Consider the following 17306-nt stretch of genomic DNA (forward strand, 5'->3'; position numbering starts at 1 on the left):
AATTCAAATTATTGAATAGATTCACCAACACTCATTTCACAAAGTCTTGGTAATCTAACTCAAACAAATCAAGCATCTTTTTCTCGTGATCTAGGATTTGTTCTTTTTTCCAAACTTTTTCTTCTTCAAGCGTTTGAATCATCAAATACAATTTAAGGGTATCAATTTTACCCTTCCTTATCTCAGGCATAAAATAATCACGTTTAGCACTTGGCAAGCGATTCCCTATGCTTGAATTTTTACTTGAACTAATGAGACACAAGTTCCCAAAGCGATGTAAATTTTCATGATCTAATTTATCACGCTCTCCCTCTATCTGTTGTGCATAAAAATGCTCAACCGAACTCCGTTGCGTAAATTTAAAGTTTTTGATTACCTTATCATTGCTATTTTCTGCATCACAATAAATCAAGAAATCCAAATAGTTAAAGACAAAATTATTTTCAATATTGCCAAAGCTTAGTTTGGATTGATCAATTTTAAAATCATCAATTGTCTGATTGCCATAAATCAAATCAAAATAATCAATCTGTTTTTCATTTAGATACCGCTGAAAAATAAACTTTCTCGCTAAATGTTGTAATGCATTAAAATAGTCAGACTCAGATTTATCTGTATTTTGATAAAGCCAATACAGCACACCATTTAACCAATACTTATAAGACAAGGTAGGCGTGGAAACATGAAATGCTGTCATCAATAATAGAATTTTTTGGGTAATTTCAGAACTATCTCCATCCAATGTATTCACATACGAACTACTATCTTTATATCGTTTAAGCCGCTTTATACTCCAATCATCATGATCCGTAGAATAATCCCGCTTAACTATGTATTGATCAAATATAAATTTGCACTTCAGCAGGGTAAACATAAAACCTTTTACATTCTCAATAACCCTTTCATGCTCTTGGTTTCCCTGTCCTTTTAACAGAATATATTTTTCAAATTGATCAATCAGTTGCTTATCATCCAATGCCACTTTTTCATTACGGTTCGTTTGACTTAGCCAAATTTGTAAAACCTGTAACAAGAAATTCGGAAAATTGATAATACTGTTGAATCGTTCAGGCTTTTCTTCTTTTGTATCTTTATTTTTAATACGCTCAGGCACTCGTTTTAACATTTCAGAAATAGATTTAAAATTGCTTTTCGAACTTGTTTGTTCTTTTGATTCTACATTTCTGCTAAAAATTTCGAGCAAGCTAGAAGCATTTTCAGGAACAAAATCACCCCAATCCTTTCCAAAAATCACATCACGATATATTGTAGAAAAACCATATTGAACGTAACGCTCCATATTGGCAGTCGCGTTCCAAATACTCGTAAATAGTGTCATGCTTGATGTTTTATCTGCTTCATCTTTGATTTGATTCAATACGCTCATCAATCTCGCTTTTAAAATTTCATGCTTTTCTAATTGTTCACCACGGTTATTCATAACCTCAAAATAATGATTGAGATCAGTATCTTTCGGAACTAAAACTTGTGTGATGACTACATTTTCAAATAAATATTTGCAAAAAACACTCAAACCGCCTTGATTGATGATTTTTTCGATTGCTCGTTGTAGCAACACAAACCCCTGAACTAAATCGGCGTTATATTCGGATGATTTTAAATGTTGTAGATGATCGCCTCTAAGTAAAGCCTGAAACGTTAAAGAAGACTTTGGACGACTTTCAAAATCAAGATTGAATTGATTAAACCAAGACATATCAAGAACAACTTTTTCTTCTTTGGATAATCGTTTCAGGCAAATCGCTAACAAGGTTAAAGTGGTAAATCGTTGCTGACCATCGATAATTTCATAAGTGCCATCGCTACGCTCAAAAACAACCAATGTTCCAATATAATATTTTTTACTTCCTTGAGTCTGCCCTTGATTTAACTGTTCAGGTTGCTTTTGATAATCTTGAATATCTAAAATTAACTGATCAATTTCTTTCTCACCCCAAGCATAATTACGCTGATACATCGGGATAATATAAGTCTGTTTACTCTCGAACAGGGCCTGAACCTTAAGCGCTTGGATTGACTCATTTGTCATTCTGATCTTCCTGTTTGAGATAATTTAGTTCTTTAAATAAAGTGATCAAAGGCTCAACTTTAGTGCCTTCTTGTTTATCGACTATCGGAAGCGACCATCCCATTAACTCACTGGGTGATTGAGCATATTTCAGTAAACTGAATATGTTCTTTTCTAGGACATAATTATCTATCGTTGCCAATTGCACCGAATATTGACTAATACGACAGCGATATGCCCAAATAAAAATCTTTTCAATCGCTTCTGATAACCGATCAGTAGCAAATTTATCGATATAAAAAATCAATGCAGAATCAAACAAGGTTCGCACATAACGATCCCCATCCCTATTTCTTGCATCATATGAATTCAATATTTTGATAATTCTATTCGCTCGATCCTGTAGTGTCGCACCAAATATAGAAATCTTCTCAGACTGATCTTGATGATCCACCACTTTACTGATCTGTTTTTCATAGTGCTCAACCATTTCAAAAAATCGACGACCGTTTATGATCATTTGATCAAGCTGAAACGGAAAATTCATTTCTTGTCGATCTATTTGCCGTTGATACTGTGCGTTATAGTCATCAATAAAATAATGCGCTATGCGTAATGGTTCTAAATATGGATGATGGTCTGATTGCCCAAGATGAATACCTTTAAAAAGATGCACATGATCTTTATTGAAAAATCTTGCGGACTTTCCTCTTGACCAAAGACGGATACGGAATAGATAGTTCGAAAATAACTTTGCCAAATGAGCCGAGTCTAAACTTTCCCAATGAGCAACAGTTTGGGCTTTTAAATATTGCTCCTGTGCAGAAAATTCTCGTAGATGATAAGCTTTTAAAAGATCATGCGGTTCTAAATCACGACCACGTGCATTTTGTGAATCAAAAAACTGAAATGCCTCTGAAACATCATCTAAAATAAAAACCGCAACCTGACAATTATTTAATAAAAAATCAATATCTTGTTCCGAAAAGTTTACTGAAACGATCCGTTTAGCGGCATTAAAGTTCTGATAAATATTGTAATGGCTAATATCACTATTAAATTCTTGCACACCCATAAAGACATTAATTTGATTCGATATTTCATTCAAAGCTGTTTTCAGATCCTCTCGTTCTAAATCTAATTCTGGCTTCTGAATAATCGCCCAAACAAGCAGCATTAAAGTTAAAGTTCGTTGTTGTCCATCCACAATATTTATATTTTTAAGGCTCGTATTATTTTTATCGTGGTGTAATACGATAGTACCCAATCGATATGCAGATTTATCTTTATGTTCTTGTATATCATTGACGAGAGCATTTAAATTTTTTTCAGTCCACTTGTACGGACGTTGGTAATCAGGAATACTCAGTTGATCTAAACTTAATAGCAATTTTTTTACTGACCAAATCCCTGTCTTAAATTGATCAACTTGATGCTGAGTCATAAAAAATTATCCTAAAAATAAAATTTTTTTAACTGTTAAAATTGTTATTTCATACCTTGATGCAATTTATAGCCATACCCATAATCTAGAACAAAAGTTTTTGTAGCTTCACAAATACTTTCTTCAATTAACTGATTAAGTAGTTGTTCAGCCTGAGAATACCCAATTAAAAAATGGTGTTGTAAACTCGATACAGAAACGACACCCACTTCCTCTGTGAATAATTTGGCACGTTCAAAAATATCATCTGATTGCATAATTTCCCCATTCTCAATGAATTAAATTTTTGCTCGTACTAAGACCATGCTGACATTGTCATACGCCTGTTTTGAATCTAATGACGCTTTTATATTGAGTAACCATGTTCGAAGCTCCATATCTGCTTTTAAAGGAAGCCATTCCCCACACTCCATCACATCATGCACACCATCTGTACAAACCAATAAGGCATCATTCTCAGTCAAATATTCTTCTGTTGTTGTAAAATCCATCACTTCATGCAAAGGATCAGCACAAAAGTATTGTAATAATGCACCATAAATACTGGCATAGTTTTCCCCTTCTTTTATCTCGCCATTTCCTCTTAACTGTTCAAGATAATTATGATCTCTCGTCAGGCAGTGCCACTTTTGATCATGCTGGCTAAACAAATATACTCGACTATCCCCAATATGTTGAATTGTCACAAAACCTTGTTCGCCATTATTTTGAATGAGTGCAAGTGTTGAACTGGCTCCAAAACTATTTTTCTGAAGTGCTAATTGATCGACAAGATACTGCTGAATGGTAAATGCTTGACAAGTTTCTATCTTTTTATTTTGCATTAAAGCATTTAAAACTGTATAGGCTGCTTGCTCAGCTACTGGACTATTGCTAATCCCATCCGCTACAGCAACACACCACTGTTCTTTTTCAGAATGGCTATATAGTTTAGTGATGAGTCCATCATGTTGAATAACTTTATTTTCAATCAAAATGGCATCTTGTTGATACTTTGACCTCGCCTTCCATGTCAGACCTTGCATTTCAAAAGTACTCATCACATTGATCTCAAACTTAATAGTACTTTTTTTACCAAAACCCGATAACACAATCAAGAAAAATTTTGTATAAGTTACTGATTAATAATCAATTATTTAATTTAAAACTTACTTTACGCTTTTTAATTCTCATTCATGTTTAACTGTTTAAGTAAAAATGTAACTAAATATTTTTTCAAGCTAAATCATGATTTAAGACGATACCTTTGCTTAGGGCTTTTCGGCTTATCTGGAATAGTACGCTCAATCAAATCTGCTTCTATTGCTGGATTCAAATAATTCTTTTGGAATGTTGCCCGATGGTTTAAACCAACCAATTGCATCAACTCAGCCAAAGTGTAGTCTTCTAGCTTCATTGCTGAAATTAAACGCTGAACTTGATCGCTCACTTGTACGTAAGCTTGAGCGGTAACATGACCGCTATCTTGAGCGGTATCAGTTGAACTAAGAATTGCATCTAAAATCATCTGCAAAATAAATTCTATAAAAGGTGCTGAATCTGTTCGATCCGTACTTGCTTGTAATGCTTCATAATAGGCTTTTTGATTTTGATAGATCAAACTCTCAACAGGAATATTAGCAAAGATTGGATTCCATCTGCTTAATATTAAAGTTTGCCATAGCCTTCCCATGCGCCCATTGCCATCCGCAAATGGATGAATGAATTCAAACTCATAGTGAAATACTGAACTTTGGATAAGAGGATGCACTTCGCTATCATTTAACCAATCAAGTAAGTCAACCATCAGTCGATTAATTTGATTTGCAGGCGGAGCCATATGCACCACTCGATCACCTGACATTACACCGACACCACCATGACGATACTGACCAACTTCATCAATCAAGCCTGTCATTAAAATTTGATGAGCTTGTAGTAAGTCCGACTCTTGACTTGGTTGCCACTGCTGAAAGGCTTCATAGGCTTTAATCGCATTACGCACTTCCTGAACTTCTTTTGGAGGTGCAATTACGGTCTTACCATTTAGAATCGCCGTGATCTGTTTCGTACTTAAAGTGTTCCCTTCAATTGCAAGTGAACCTTGAATAGTACGTATACGATTGGCTTTTCGCAGTTTTAATCTATCCTGAATTTCCTCTAAAACAGTCAAACGCCCTATATTTTCACTGATCTGAGCAATCAGGTAAATGATTTTAGATGTGATGGTATAAGGCGGTTGGTATTTCATTTTTGGCTAACTCCACTAAATTGTGCATTAGAATAAGATGCACTACTTTCCCCCCAAGAAATCAACCGCCCCTCAAACTCTGGCACTAAAAACTCAATAAATTGATTTAAATCATGCTTGTATATCTTAGTGCTTTCAGGCTGTTGGGTATATTTTTTATAGCGTTCTTGCCATTTACCCGAACTATCTCTCTCATTCAATAAGTTAGGTTTTTCAGTTACTTTCAAAGTAAGCATAAAATGCTTTATGTAAGCTGGATGATGTTCCATCAAGTTATGAGCCACACTAATCATATCGTTAATATTATTACCTACAGCATAGCCAAATTTTGCACTTAAAATTGAGTTAACCACTGTTTTATAGGGCGCATGTAAAAGATATTTAGGAGTACTAATTCCCATTAGCTCAAGCTCTTTACGAATAGAAAACCACTCATAGTTGAATTGATTGTCGGTAAGGTAATGAGTTTTTATCCATAGTTTAGTAAACTCGACCAATAATTCAGATTTAGTTTTTGATGGAACTTTTGTATCAAGATCAACCCGTTCTAGTGATTCGATATATTTCTGAACTTTTAGTTTATCTTTTTGATTCTTACTCTCTTGTAAATAACTATGTCGTAAGCCTAATTTTTGCTTTAGCTTTTGATATTCAGCTTCATAATCAAAAAAGTATATTTGCTTTGTAGCTTCGTTCTGGACTAAGTTTTGGAATTCGACGAACTCAGTATTCCACTGATTAATGATTTGATTATTCTTTATTTCAGGCTTTAAATAATGACACTCTAAAGTAAAAACTTTTGTTTTAATTGATTGAGCGACTGTAGAATCATTCACTACAAAGGCATTTGCATTATTGTTGTAGTAAATATCTTGCATTGACTGCTTCTTCGCTTTTTCTGTTGGTTCAAAATGATTAAAAATCCACAGTAAGCAAGCATTGTTATCTTGATAAAAAATCTTACGATCAATAATCACATTCAAAAAAGTTGTAGAAAGTTGTCCTTCAAAAACAACTAATTGCTTTTTATATAATGAAGATACATCTGGTCTACGCCATTGCTTTAGGTCAATGCTTTTACGAACTTGTTCAATATGAATATCACTAAAAGATTCATCCACTTGCAGACTCTTATATATATTCTCTTTTAGCAATTTATGTTGTTGGGTTTCTTTCGCAATCTGATACTTTAAAGCAGTTTTTTCTTGCTCCGATAGCTGTTTAATATGCTTTACAGGACACTTGAAGTTTGGGTTATTTTCCAACTCAGGAATATGTCTGAAAAAGAATGTTGCCGAAGTGTTGATCTGCATGTGATCTGTACGTCTAGCGAGGGTTACAGGTGATTGACACCAAGCACATGTAAAATGAGGCTTGGTTTTATTCCTTTTATATTGCTCTCTTATTTTACTACGCCATTGTGTAAGTTCCATTTCAGATTGTTGAAAGAATACATCAACATCAATCCAAATATTTTGATCGGTATCAATGATATGAATTAACTTCATGTACTCTCCCAACTATTACTTAAATTAGCTTAACAAGCTCTCAATCAGATCGAAGCGCTTATCTTTAATCATAATAAATTTACATTGTCCTTCTGATAAATTAGCCCATAGCTCCCCAATTTGGCGATCATCCTTAGCAGCTTCCCACTTATCAGCCCCTTTATATTCAACCACTAAAATTTTTCCATTAGGTAGTTTACATATAAAATCTGGATAGAAGCGACCATTTCCCTTTTGCAAGTAAAAAGAACAGCCTTCTTTACGAACTAAGTTTCTCACCCAAAACTCAATATTTCCTTTAACTGCTTGCTGATCCAACCAACATGCACAAGCAAACTCTTCACCACTATCAAAAGCCCCAATACGGCCATAGTAATGTTTGTTAAATGCATAATATCCGTATTCACCATTATCATCGCGAGAAGGTGCATAAACATTTGGATGGAAATTAAACTGATATTCTTGTTCGTTTGAGACTGTTATTTGATGAAGCTCATCATTGCCAAATAAGAAATTTTGGTAAGCATCATTAACAGCTTCCTTTCGTAAAATATTAATTCTTTTTTCAATCAACTGACGAATTATATATTTCTGAGTATTTGTTCGAGCCAAATCAAAATCATCTTTACTTAACAAATCATTTAGCCACGCAAGAACAAAATTTCGTTTAGCCTCATGAGTTAACGATTCTTCTAAGATATTCTTACAGAACCAAGTTGCTAATTTGACTTCATCCCAATTTTCAGGTTTATACACCAAACCTAAATCTCTCTGAAGTTTTGGAAGAAAAGTAACTTTTACCTTACCTTTAGTCTCATCAATATCTAAAGTTCCAAAATCATTTGAAGCATAAGCTGAATTTAAAATTGAAATATCATCATGCAAAACTTTTGCATCTACTGTTGTTAAATTCCAAGGATATTCAAGAACTTCTGGATCATCAAATAATTGAAGCTCGCCCTGAACCGATAATGCTAATAGTGGGACTTTAAACTCTTTACCCAATTCCGCAGGTGTCTGAAAATATTCGATAGATTGACGGCTAACCTCGGCCCCTTTCTCAATCTGCTGCACTGACTCTAGTTGTGAAACAGTTTTCGTTAGTTCCACAGTCTCTTCTTTAGTCAACGGGGTAATAATCGTCAATTCATTGGTTTTATTATTCCATTCTACTTTCTTTTTTACCGTAGGTGTAACAGACTTTAAATCTGGCTTTTCAGGTAACGGAATTGTTATTGGTTTCACAATAATTTTAGAATTTCCAAAGTCCAAACGAGCTTGCTCACCCGTACCTGCTTTAACAAATTCAGCCGCTTCTTTAGTATCAAAACCAGCCCCTTCAACTAGGCTATCTCTCAAAGTTTCAGCTGTATCAGAAAAACTTTTTGATACAACATAAGCATAAGATTGATTTAACTGTTCACTCTGTCTATGTGATGCATTTGGCTGTCTAAGAATACGCCCTAATAATTGCTCAACTGCTGTACTTGATTGCACAGAAGCCATACTCACTAAAATATAAGCAAATGGGCAATCCCAACCCTCAGCTAAAGCTTTTTGAGTAATTACATACTTAATTTTACAAGCCTTATCTAAAATTCCTTTAGGATATTTTGCTGTAATTTCTTCAAGTTCTTTCTCATCTCCTGTGGCAAGAGCGATTTGCTCTCTTGGAATATTCTGATTATTTTCTAGTTCATTAAGTACAGCATAAATATCCAATGTTTCACGAACTTTACTTTTTGCTTCGGCTTGAATAAGTACTATCGGTCTCAGATATTCAAAACCTTGTCTCTGTTCTTCTAACGCTATATGTTCTAAAGACTCTCTTTTATGAATCGCATATGCTAAGCATTGTTGCCAATTTGATTCTGTTTCTAAAACAATCGGCAATTTAATCATTTGTTCTGCTTTTAATTCAGCAGCAGAGACGCTATGTAAAACATTGGTTGGAGTTCTCACTGTATCTGGTGTTGCTGTAAGCTCCATAATACCACTTGGCTTAAAACGAGCTAACATATCAAAAGCAAGTTCAGTACGACTATTATGTGCTTCATCTACAATAATAAAGGGCCGATGTAATCTAAGAACGTTAGCTAAAGAATTTGGAACTATTAGATCACTCCCTTCACCCTCTGTTAACAACTCTGACTTTTGTTCTGCTGTTAGATGCTCAAAATGATGCATTAGCGCACCATTGTTCTGGTAAACCTTTCTACTTTCTTCTTCTTCTACTTGAAAGGCTTGGCGTGTAGCAACAATAACAACTGTTGAAGTTAAAAGCGTTGAACGAGTAATGCTTTTTGCCTCTTCAATATCCATAACTGTAACTTCACCTACTTCACGTAAAGCTGCTGAATATGGATGTTGTTTATTTTTTAAAGCAGTAATAGTTTGTTCACGTATCGTCTTGCTTGGCACCAACCATAAAACGACACTTTGAGAAACTCTTAAAAAATGCTTATTAACTAATGTGACACTTTTGCTTGCCAACCATGTCTTCCCTCCACCTGTAGGTACACGTAAGCAAAAATACGGCATATCTAAGGCAAAACCATTCAAAGCATTATAAGTTTGCCCTTTTCCCCATAATCTTTCAGCAGTTGCATAAAATGCGGTCGAAGCATTCTCAAATTCATGACATGCTTGAAAATATGTTTGTACACTCTCTAATACTTGATCTTGATATTCTTTAGCAATATACGCAGTCATGGATTAAACCTCTAAAGCATAAGGTGTTTGTTTAAATACAATATTTTTGCGTTTAGCTTTAATACCTAAACGATTGGCAGCTGCATAAATCACTTTAGCCCCATCAAATTTTGGAAGAACATCAAATACCTGCTTAGTAAGGATATTTCCACCTTCATCTGTAATATCTTTTAAAATTCCATTATAAAGTAGATAAATGGCACGACCTTCAAATACCCCTAGTAAAGGAGAATCAGCTTTTCCCGTATAACCAGTTCCTGTTTCAGAAAACCATACAAATTCAGCTAATTGAGAGAACGAGACATCGGCACGTATATGGCCACTTGCATCAAACAAAGGTTCTTGTGAAAGCTTAAAAAATTGGAAATTACCGGGACTGTTCTAAATTTTGTGTAAGTACTTAATTTTCATTTATCCTTCAGAGGATAATTACAAAAGGTACTTCACATGGATGAAGCAACAATCAAAAGTATGGCTGCCGAATTGGCTAAAGGTCTAAAAACACCAGAAGACTTAAACCAAATGACAGCAGTCTTTAAAAAATTCATGATTGAAACTGCACTCAATACTGAACTTTCAGACCATCTCGGTTATGAAAAGCATCAGCCCAAGAAAGGCTCAAATAGCCGTAATGGGTTTAGTTCTAAAACCATTACAACTCAAGATGGACAACTGGCTTTAGATATTCCCCGTGATCGAGAAGGTTCATTTGAGCCACAAATTATAAAAAAGCACCAAACACGCATCACCAGTATGGATGACCAAATCCTCTCACTGTATGCAAAAGGAATGACTAATAGGGAAATTGTAGCCTTCTTCAAAGAAATGTACGATGCCGATGTGTCAGCATCTCTCATCAGCAAAGTTACCGATGCTGTGATTGAGCAAGTGACTGAGTGGCAAAATAGAGCCTTAGATAGCCTTTATCCTGTTGTCTATCTTGACTGTATTGTTGTCAAAGTCCGTCAGCACTCCAATGTGATTAACAAGTCCGTATACCTTGCTTTAGGCATCAATATGGATGGGCAAAAAGAATTACTGGGTATGTGGATTGCTCAGACAGAAGGTGCCAAATTCTGGCTGTCAGTCATGACAGAGCTAAAAAATCGAGGAGTACAGGACATTCTTGTTGCCTGTGTAGATGGATTAAAAGGCTTTCCTGACGCGATAGCCTCTGTTTACCCTCATACTGATATTCAACTGTGTATCGTGCATGTTGTACGCAATAGCCTGAGATTTGTAAGCTGGAAAGACTACAAAGCTGTTACGTCGGGTCTGAAAGCGATTTATCAGGCAAGTACAGAGGAAAATGCTTTAAAATCCCTAGACATCTTCTGTGATCAATGGAATCACCAGTATCCCAAAATTGGAGAATCCTGGCGGGCCAATTGGGAAAATATCCGAACGATCTTTAGCTATCCAGCCGAAATACGTCATGCAATTTATACAACAAATGCGATTGAGTCGTTGAATAGCGTAATACGCCATTCAACGAAGAAAAGGAAAATCTTTTCATCTGATGACTCAGTAAAGAAGGTCATTTACTTAGCAACATCAAATGCTGCGAAGAAATGGACGATGCCAATTCAAAATTGGCGTTTAGCAATGAATTGGTTTACGATTCAGTTCGATGATCGATTAAAAGATCATTTATAAAAAATGGAACTTACACAAAATAATTTACAGGCTCCAATGACTTCTTTAATCCTAATGATTTGGTTTATGTGAAATATCTAATCATCTGATAAATACGTTTTATTTCTCCAACAATTATCAAAACTAAATTTAGAAAATGGACTAATTCACAGCCCTTACACTCCCCTGCAACCCCTGCTGAATGTCCTGCACAAAAGCCTTCTCCTGATTAAATTTAGACTTCACCTTGGCTTTTGTGTCAGGCTGTACTTGCTCAGATTCAACAACATTATCCGTATAATACTCCTCTACTAAATCGAATCCTTCCTCAGAATTCACCTCAAATCGTGCAATGGCAAAGCATTGTCTCGCCATTTGATCTAATGCAATTTGATTAAAACCCATCGCTTTGCTTTGTTGATCAATCTCTTTAGCTGTCTGAATCGCTTGTTGCAGGCTGACTCCCTCCTTGAGTGTCAAATCTACGTAATACACAGGAGTTCGATAACTTTGCATGGTGGACTTACCTCTTAGGGTCAGTTGTAACGGTAGACATGACAGCAATCCATTCGATGCTGCATGGTAATAATTTAGCCGTGCTGCCAAGGTGCGGATACTGTTAAAACCTGTGGTTCTAAAAATGAATGTACCGAGTTCATCACTTTCATCCAAATTGACATGTAAACGTCCATAGGGCTTGCAGTTTCCTCCTTGTGCCAATGAGCATAAATCAGGGGATGGACAAGGATGTTGCTCTACGCCTTGATTAGTTAAACGTTGGCAAGTTTCACCATTACCGACACAGATAGGTCGCCCAGTCTGTCGGTCAAACAAAGTGTACTCAGCTCTAAGATTCAAATCAGGATCATTGAAGATCATCCGTACTGGAATGGTACGGAGTTTTTGATTCGGTGCTTTACTGCGTAATTGCTCATCAAGCGGATGCTTGATCCACCCCTCCTTGCTTTGAATCTGGCTGGTAATGGTAAATTGGTCGTCCTTTTCAGGCAGTCGCTTACCGTTCTTTTCAACGACTTTACCAATACTGATACGTCCAAGGATCGGTGGTGTGATCGCTAGACCTTTAATCATGATAATTTTCCTCTAAATAAAATTTTACTATTGACCCTTTGTTATGTAAGCAAATACAAAACCGTTTAAAGATCAGATGAAATGCAAAGACCGCCATTGTTGGCCTACCGCTCCTTCGGGAGTCGGTAGGTCGGGGGTGGTTTTTTGCGCTTTTTTGAAGACTGGAAATATTGATGTGATGGATTCAGTCATCGGTATAGATCTGAAAACGTCGTGTCCCTGCTTTGTTTTGCGGAAACTGCTCAAGCATTTCTGGGTGAAGTTTGAGTAAGGCTTTGCTGTCTAAACCGATTGAGTCTTTGGATTTCTTCCACGTCACTGAACCAGTGGCAAAGGTTGCTCGTTCAGCATCCTTCATCAACATCTGGATTTGATGCTTAGTTTCATCAAAGTTATTTTGATGCTGCTCAATGTGATGCTTTTCTTGAATCAGTTGAGCAAACAATTGATTGGCTTGTTCGTTATGACTCAAGTCTTCAACAGTCAACGGAATATGTTGTGGATAGAGCTGCTGTATGGCTTTGGCTGCGGACTCACTGGCATCTGCATCAGGTGGCATATCTTTTTCCACACAATCCCAGAAGTAACGTTCCGCATTGATGATATGTTTGATCACGGATTCGGAGCGCGTCACTTTGAAGATTTTGGTTTCATGACCACAAATCAGCACACAAACATGTGCTGCTCGTTTGCCTGTCACTGCCAATTGATGTTGTACCTGACACAAGACATATAAAGGCACACCCTCTCGCCAAAGTTTTGCGCCGTACTCTCCTGCTGTTTTGCATTCCAGAATTTGAACTTCATCACTACCCACAACGGAGTAATCCAGATTGGCAAGCATAAAATGCTTATCAGGATCTGGATGCTGAAGCACTGCATTGATTCTGCGTACCTTGTTATTGGTATGCATGCTGTAGTACTCAGCCACCAATGGTTCTAGCCGCTTACCCCAATAGAGTGGAGCGATACCTGAACTTTCATCTTCAATCGATTGTTTGACTCGCCCTGTCTTGATCATCCAAAGTTCGAGCATCGACATATAGGGATTCAATCCACAGGCTGCTGCACAATCACTACTGCCAATACCTTGGCGACGAACTTCAAGCCAGTCAGATTGAGTCATATTTTTAGTATTGACCAAGCGTTTTGCTGTAAACAGTTTTGGGGCATTAAAGGGTTTGCTGGCTTGTTGAATGGATGGGTTTAATATTGCTGTATTCATAGCTTGCTTCCTCATTTTATATGGATGGTGGCAAATAAAGGGCATAAAAAAACCACACCCGAAGATGTGGTTTAATTATTTTTAAAATGTAAATTTATCTTTAGAATCGAAAGGATAGGTCTAACTTTCTATTGCAAAAACTTAACCTTCTACGCTATGACACCATGCGTAAAGCCTGTTCTAGTCCACGCTGCTTGATCGCTGCTCCTGCACCAAACCAAGCTGAATCGAGTCGATGATCTGTACTCATGGCACGACGCTCGTGATCGATAAACTCCGTAATCGAACAGAGTAATCCGTAAGCGGTATCCTTAGACGATGAAAGTGTTGCACCACGCCCCTGACCATTAAACATCTCCATTGCTTTAGTCATCGCCTTGGCATTTGGCTCAGCTTTTTCCTTGGCATTTGCCTTTGCTGCCTGAGTTGCAACATCACGGTAGAACTGAATAATATTTTCTTCCTGATCTGCAATACTCATTGTGGTGTTATTAAATACCGCATCAAAATAGGCTGCGGCTTCAGACTGGGTGACTTTACGCTGACTGAGCTGCTTCATCTCATACATGTGTTCATCCCATGCACGAACTGAAATACCCAATTGCTGTTTGACCTTATCTGCATCAAACTTGGTGCTATGCGGAACTTTCACTACACCTGCGCTACTGTTCTGACCACGTAAAGCAATCGCCAAGGTGTTGTTGCAGACAACACGAATGGAAGTGAATTGTGCCGTAGTTGCCAAGGTGCCATCACAAGCGGTTGCAAGAAGAATGTAGCCATTACTGACATCCTTGCCTTTAAGTGCAGTAGATTGACCTGTACGTGCCAGCGCCCAGAACTTCTTACCACCTTTAAGCACGCCTGCGGTTTCCAATTCAAAGCCTGATTGTTCAGTTAGATCACGATAGAACTCTAAGATCTCACGAGGTTGGACTTCTTGAAAACGTTGACTGACCACTGACAAGGGTGCATGAGTATCAGAACGATACAGTACACGCTGGTCTGCATACGGCATGATGATGCTTTGTCCACGTTCATTCTGTGCCATATAACTGACATTAGATGACTCTATACGCCAGTCCATGCCTGCCTGCTGTGCCCAGACCTCAATCGGTTGGTTTTGACTTAGTTGATTTCCTAGTCCATGCCAAGGGGTTTCACCGACATAAGCCATTTGTTCAAGTTGATGTGCCATGGTTGTATTCCTTTTAATTTGAAATTTGATTCTGTGTTAATACCAACGATCTTTAGTGCAGAAGATGCGTTGGAAATTTTTGGTAGCAGTTATGACAGAAGCACAAACTTTGCTGTGGAGGTGTGCTTTGTTCTGTAAAAGAATTAAACAAACCACCAAGTACAGTTCCTGCAATTCCTCCAACGATGGGAGGTAAATTCAAAGACTTCGCAACGGTTGTGCCTAAGGCCCCTAAAGCTGCGGGTGATGCAAGATTTGATAATGTTGAATTTGCTTGTTGCGCATTCGCTTCAACAATCATGATATCGGTTGAATGACAAAAGGGACAATTCAAGCTCATGACTTGACTCCTAAATTTTGGGCATAAAAAAGCCTGCACGATGGCAGGCTTAATATTCATTTTTCATGTGTACTCTAAAGAGCTTCATGATTCTCATTAGGATGTTATATATCTGAAATAATTTAGAATAAGATAATTATCAGATAATTTTTATATGTCTAATTTATAATAAAAGACATTATCAGATAATTACTTCATCGCAATCAATTGGGAATTCTTAAGCTCATGACCAACATTCGTATTACTGACTTCTGTGATAAATATGGTTATACCCAAGCACAAATTACATACGCAAAGAAAACAGGGATGCTAATACCAATAAAAAGAGGAATTATTGATGAAGAGCTTTCTCTTCAGGCACTTAAAAATACTAAACCGATCAAAGCTCCAATAGAGTTAGGTCAGGATGCAATTATTTCTAATTTGCAAAATGAAATTAAAGCACTCAAGGAACAACTACAAAGCACACTAGACCTTAAAAATCATTATGAGGCTGAACTAAATAAACTGGGGATATTCCCAGCAAAGGTGGCTAAAGTTCCATTCCACCCTGAAGCCTCTATGAAAAAATTAAGTAATCATCCCGTTATGTCTCAAGAGTGGATGAAAGATCAAATGCAACAAATACCTGAATCTGAAAGAATATTTAAATCACGTAAGATACCGATTCCTCAAGAGGCATTTACTTCTAGCCTTCCAGATAAAAAATAATAGTTTTTGATTCAATCATAATGCCCAATACAATTGGGCATTTACCACAAATAGCATATCTACCTTTGATTTTACTTGTTTTTTTAATATTGCTTGATTGACTAACTTCAACCTTAATTTTATCATTCAACTGCTGACCTACATCGTCAGTCGGTTTTAGCAGACCGTTTAGCCATACACTAAAAAGTTTAACTTTTTGGTGGGAATCCCTGCGTGCCCCCTCTGCGGCGGAACGGGAGGGGGACACCTTCGGGTGTGCTGATCCATTGGCTATCAGTCTGCTAACCCTCTTTCGTTTCGCCACCATTATTTAGCAGTAATGCGGTGAAACTTCTTTCATAGCCAAAGGAGTCATACCCATGACTAAGCATTTTCTATCTTTATTGTTTTCCTTAAAACGATTTTCCATCCCCTTTTTGCCTTAGCAACACACATCAACTTTTGCTCATTCGACTGATCTAAATGCGATTTAGCTTTGGAAAGCTTTGTCTCGCCTGAGTTTCAGTACATCAGCAAAATTTATTACACACCAAATAACACAATAAAAATTAAGGGGAATGATGAAAATTCTTATTTCACTTGCATTCATCACACTTGCACTTATGGCATCAGGCTGTGCTAGTAAAACTGAACGTCAATTTATCAGTGGTTGTAAAACAGGCGGGATTGATGGCAGTACCTGCTCATGTATTTATGACAAACTCGAAAGTAAATATGGAGAGGATGGACTCAAAAACAATCTATACACCTTACAGCAATCTGAATCTTTCCAAATGGATATGGTCAATTCTTCCTATCAGTGCATGAAGGAATAGCCATGAGAACACTTGCAGGCATTATCTGCATTATTGCAGTGATTTGCTTTTTAGGATTGCCATTTATTGGCTTCATGATCCTAATGGGAATTTTTATAGCATTGGCAAAATTTGCCGCTGGGGGAAAGTAAATGAGTTCAAATATTAAATCATGGGTGATCAGTGGCTACTTAGTGATTGGTTTTTTCTTTGCCGTCTATCAACACTTTTGGGGACAGTATAACTATAAGCCATTTACCTACAATTTAGGACAAGGCTTAGTTTGGCCTGCGGTAATGTTTCCAACAGTAGGGAAAATCATCGGTGGTATTTTGATTCTATTATTCATTTGGTTCGTTGTTATTAGACCTAAGTTATAAAGGAGTGC

At 36.9% G+C, this 17306-nt stretch carries 18 protein-coding genes; 5 read left to right on the top strand and 13 right to left on the bottom strand.

The window, feature by feature from the left end:
- Window positions 1-31 precede the first annotated feature (31 nt).
- The 8 genes from NQ782_RS07940 to NQ782_RS07975 form a co-directional block, all read right to left on the bottom strand.
- A complete protein-coding gene (locus NQ782_RS07940) occupies window positions 32-2050 on the bottom strand; it encodes a DUF262 domain-containing protein (protein WP_016654391.1) in 2019 nt (672 codons plus the stop codon).
- Window positions 2040-3473, bottom strand: a complete 1434-nt coding sequence (locus NQ782_RS07945) for a DUF262 domain-containing protein (protein ID WP_016654392.1) — start codon at window positions 3471-3473, stop codon at window positions 2040-2042. Before NQ782_RS07945 ends, NQ782_RS07940 begins: the two co-directional genes overlap by 11 nt.
- 44 nt (window positions 3474-3517) lie before the next feature.
- The gene (locus NQ782_RS07950; RefSeq protein ID WP_016654393.1) at window positions 3518-3730 is read right to left on the bottom strand and encodes a DNA translocase FtsK; all 213 of its coding nucleotides are present in this window, start codon (window positions 3728-3730) and stop codon (window positions 3518-3520) included.
- Between the two features lie 21 nt (window positions 3731-3751).
- Window positions 3752-4513: a PP2C family serine/threonine-protein phosphatase gene (locus NQ782_RS07955; RefSeq protein ID WP_000102846.1), complete on the bottom strand. Its 762-nt coding sequence runs from the start codon at window positions 4511-4513 to the stop codon at window positions 3752-3754.
- Window positions 4514-4698: 185 nt separating this feature from the next.
- On the bottom strand, window positions 4699-5703 hold the full coding sequence (locus tag NQ782_RS07960; protein WP_000877142.1) for a Fic family protein: 1005 nt from the start codon (window positions 5701-5703) through the stop codon (window positions 4699-4701).
- Window positions 5700-7211 carry a DUF6035 family protein gene (locus NQ782_RS07965; protein WP_004738127.1) on the bottom strand — a complete coding sequence of 504 codons (1512 nt, stop codon included), beginning with the start codon at window positions 7209-7211 and terminating at the stop codon, window positions 5700-5702. Before NQ782_RS07965 ends, NQ782_RS07960 begins: the two co-directional genes overlap by 4 nt.
- Before the next feature lie 24 nt (window positions 7212-7235).
- A complete protein-coding gene (locus tag NQ782_RS07970) occupies window positions 7236-9923 on the bottom strand; it encodes a DEAD/DEAH box helicase family protein (protein WP_267581184.1) in 2688 nt (895 codons plus the stop codon).
- A 3-nt stretch (window positions 9924-9926) separates the two neighbouring features.
- Window positions 9927-10259, bottom strand: coding sequence for a hypothetical protein (locus NQ782_RS07975; RefSeq protein ID WP_209796438.1), 333 nt, complete (start codon window positions 10257-10259; stop codon window positions 9927-9929).
- 111 nt (window positions 10260-10370) lie between these two features.
- Here NQ782_RS07975 and NQ782_RS07980 point away from each other — a divergent pair, with 111 nt between their 5' ends.
- Window positions 10371-11579 (top strand): IS256-like element ISAba26 family transposase, encoded by a 1209-nt coding sequence (locus NQ782_RS07980; RefSeq protein WP_000343018.1) that lies wholly within the window; start codon window positions 10371-10373, stop codon window positions 11577-11579.
- 141 nt (window positions 11580-11720) lie between these two features.
- Here the strand turns inward: NQ782_RS07980 and NQ782_RS07985 are convergent, their stop codons facing one another.
- The 4 genes from NQ782_RS07985 to NQ782_RS08000 form a co-directional block, all read right to left on the bottom strand.
- A complete protein-coding gene (locus NQ782_RS07985) occupies window positions 11721-12650 on the bottom strand; it encodes a hypothetical protein (protein WP_016654403.1) in 930 nt (309 codons plus the stop codon).
- 184 nt (window positions 12651-12834) lie between these two features.
- Window positions 12835-13875 carry a YqaJ viral recombinase family protein gene (locus NQ782_RS07990; RefSeq protein ID WP_016654404.1) on the bottom strand — a complete coding sequence of 347 codons (1041 nt, stop codon included), beginning with the start codon at window positions 13873-13875 and terminating at the stop codon, window positions 12835-12837.
- Window positions 13876-14029: 154 nt separating this feature from the next.
- A complete protein-coding gene (locus NQ782_RS07995) occupies window positions 14030-15073 on the bottom strand; it encodes a DUF932 domain-containing protein (RefSeq protein WP_016654405.1) in 1044 nt (347 codons plus the stop codon).
- Window positions 15074-15125: 52 nt separating this feature from the next.
- A complete protein-coding gene (locus tag NQ782_RS08000; protein WP_016654406.1) occupies window positions 15126-15413 on the bottom strand; it encodes a hypothetical protein in 288 nt (95 codons plus the stop codon).
- Between the two features lie 225 nt (window positions 15414-15638).
- Here NQ782_RS08000 and NQ782_RS08005 point away from each other — a divergent pair, with 225 nt between their 5' ends.
- Entirely contained in the window at window positions 15639-16124 is a 486-nt protein-coding gene (locus tag NQ782_RS08005; protein ID WP_016654407.1) for a hypothetical protein, read from the top strand.
- Here the strand turns inward: NQ782_RS08005 and NQ782_RS08010 are convergent.
- Window positions 16102-16371 (bottom strand): hypothetical protein, encoded by a 270-nt coding sequence (locus NQ782_RS08010; RefSeq protein ID WP_153565638.1) that lies wholly within the window; start codon window positions 16369-16371, stop codon window positions 16102-16104. The two genes, NQ782_RS08005 and NQ782_RS08010, sit on opposite strands and share 23 nt — an antisense overlap.
- A 313-nt stretch (window positions 16372-16684) precedes the next feature.
- Here NQ782_RS08010 and NQ782_RS08015 point away from each other — a divergent pair, with 313 nt between their 5' ends.
- Genes NQ782_RS08015 through NQ782_RS08025 form a run of 3 tightly spaced genes read left to right on the top strand, consistent with a single transcriptional unit; the run spans window position 16685 to window position 17298 of the window.
- Entirely contained in the window at window positions 16685-16939 is a 255-nt protein-coding gene (locus NQ782_RS08015) for a hypothetical protein (protein ID WP_016654408.1), read from the top strand.
- 2 nt (window positions 16940-16941) lie between these two features.
- Window positions 16942-17070 carry a hypothetical protein gene (locus tag NQ782_RS08020; protein ID WP_004992797.1) on the top strand — a complete coding sequence of 43 codons (129 nt, stop codon included), beginning with the start codon at window positions 16942-16944 and terminating at the stop codon, window positions 17068-17070.
- Entirely contained in the window at window positions 17071-17298 is a 228-nt protein-coding gene (locus NQ782_RS08025; protein ID WP_004992796.1) for a hypothetical protein, read from the top strand.
- The last annotated feature ends 8 nt before the right edge of the window (window positions 17299-17306 follow it).

The sequence above is a fragment of the Acinetobacter sp. BD54 genome, from assembly GCF_044778325.1.
Taxonomy (GTDB): domain Bacteria; phylum Pseudomonadota; class Gammaproteobacteria; order Pseudomonadales; family Moraxellaceae; genus Acinetobacter; species Acinetobacter baumannii.

Coding starts and splice junctions, on each gene's coding strand:
- NQ782_RS07940 (WP_016654391.1), bottom strand. CDS start 2,050: ATGACAAATGAGTCAATCCAAGCGCTTAAGGTTCAGGCCCTGTTCGAG.
- NQ782_RS07945 (WP_016654392.1), bottom strand. CDS start 3,473: ATGACTCAGCATCAAGTTGATCAATTTAAGACAGGGATTTGGTCAGTA.
- NQ782_RS07950 (WP_016654393.1), bottom strand. CDS start 3,730: ATGCAATCAGATGATATTTTTGAACGTGCCAAATTATTCACAGAGGAA.
- NQ782_RS07955 (WP_000102846.1), bottom strand. CDS start 4,513: ATGAGTACTTTTGAAATGCAAGGTCTGACATGGAAGGCGAGGTCAAAG.
- NQ782_RS07960 (WP_000877142.1), bottom strand. CDS start 5,703: ATGAAATACCAACCGCCTTATACCATCACATCTAAAATCATTTACCTG.
- NQ782_RS07965 (WP_004738127.1), bottom strand. CDS start 7,211: ATGAAGTTAATTCATATCATTGATACCGATCAAAATATTTGGATTGAT.
- NQ782_RS07970 (WP_267581184.1), bottom strand. CDS start 9,923: ATGACTGCGTATATTGCTAAAGAATATCAAGATCAAGTATTAGAGAGT.
- NQ782_RS07980 (WP_000343018.1), top strand. CDS start 10,371: ATGGATGAAGCAACAATCAAAAGTATGGCTGCCGAATTGGCTAAAGGT.
- NQ782_RS07985 (WP_016654403.1), bottom strand. CDS start 12,650: ATGATTAAAGGTCTAGCGATCACACCACCGATCCTTGGACGTATCAGT.
- NQ782_RS07990 (WP_016654404.1), bottom strand. CDS start 13,875: ATGAATACAGCAATATTAAACCCATCCATTCAACAAGCCAGCAAACCC.
- NQ782_RS07995 (WP_016654405.1), bottom strand. CDS start 15,073: ATGGCACATCAACTTGAACAAATGGCTTATGTCGGTGAAACCCCTTGG.
- NQ782_RS08000 (WP_016654406.1), bottom strand. CDS start 15,413: ATGAGCTTGAATTGTCCCTTTTGTCATTCAACCGATATCATGATTGTT.
- NQ782_RS08005 (WP_016654407.1), top strand. CDS start 15,639: ATGACCAACATTCGTATTACTGACTTCTGTGATAAATATGGTTATACC.
- NQ782_RS08015 (WP_016654408.1), top strand. CDS start 16,685: ATGAAAATTCTTATTTCACTTGCATTCATCACACTTGCACTTATGGCA.
- NQ782_RS08020 (WP_004992797.1), top strand. CDS start 16,942: ATGAGAACACTTGCAGGCATTATCTGCATTATTGCAGTGATTTGCTTT.
- NQ782_RS08025 (WP_004992796.1), top strand. CDS start 17,071: ATGAGTTCAAATATTAAATCATGGGTGATCAGTGGCTACTTAGTGATT.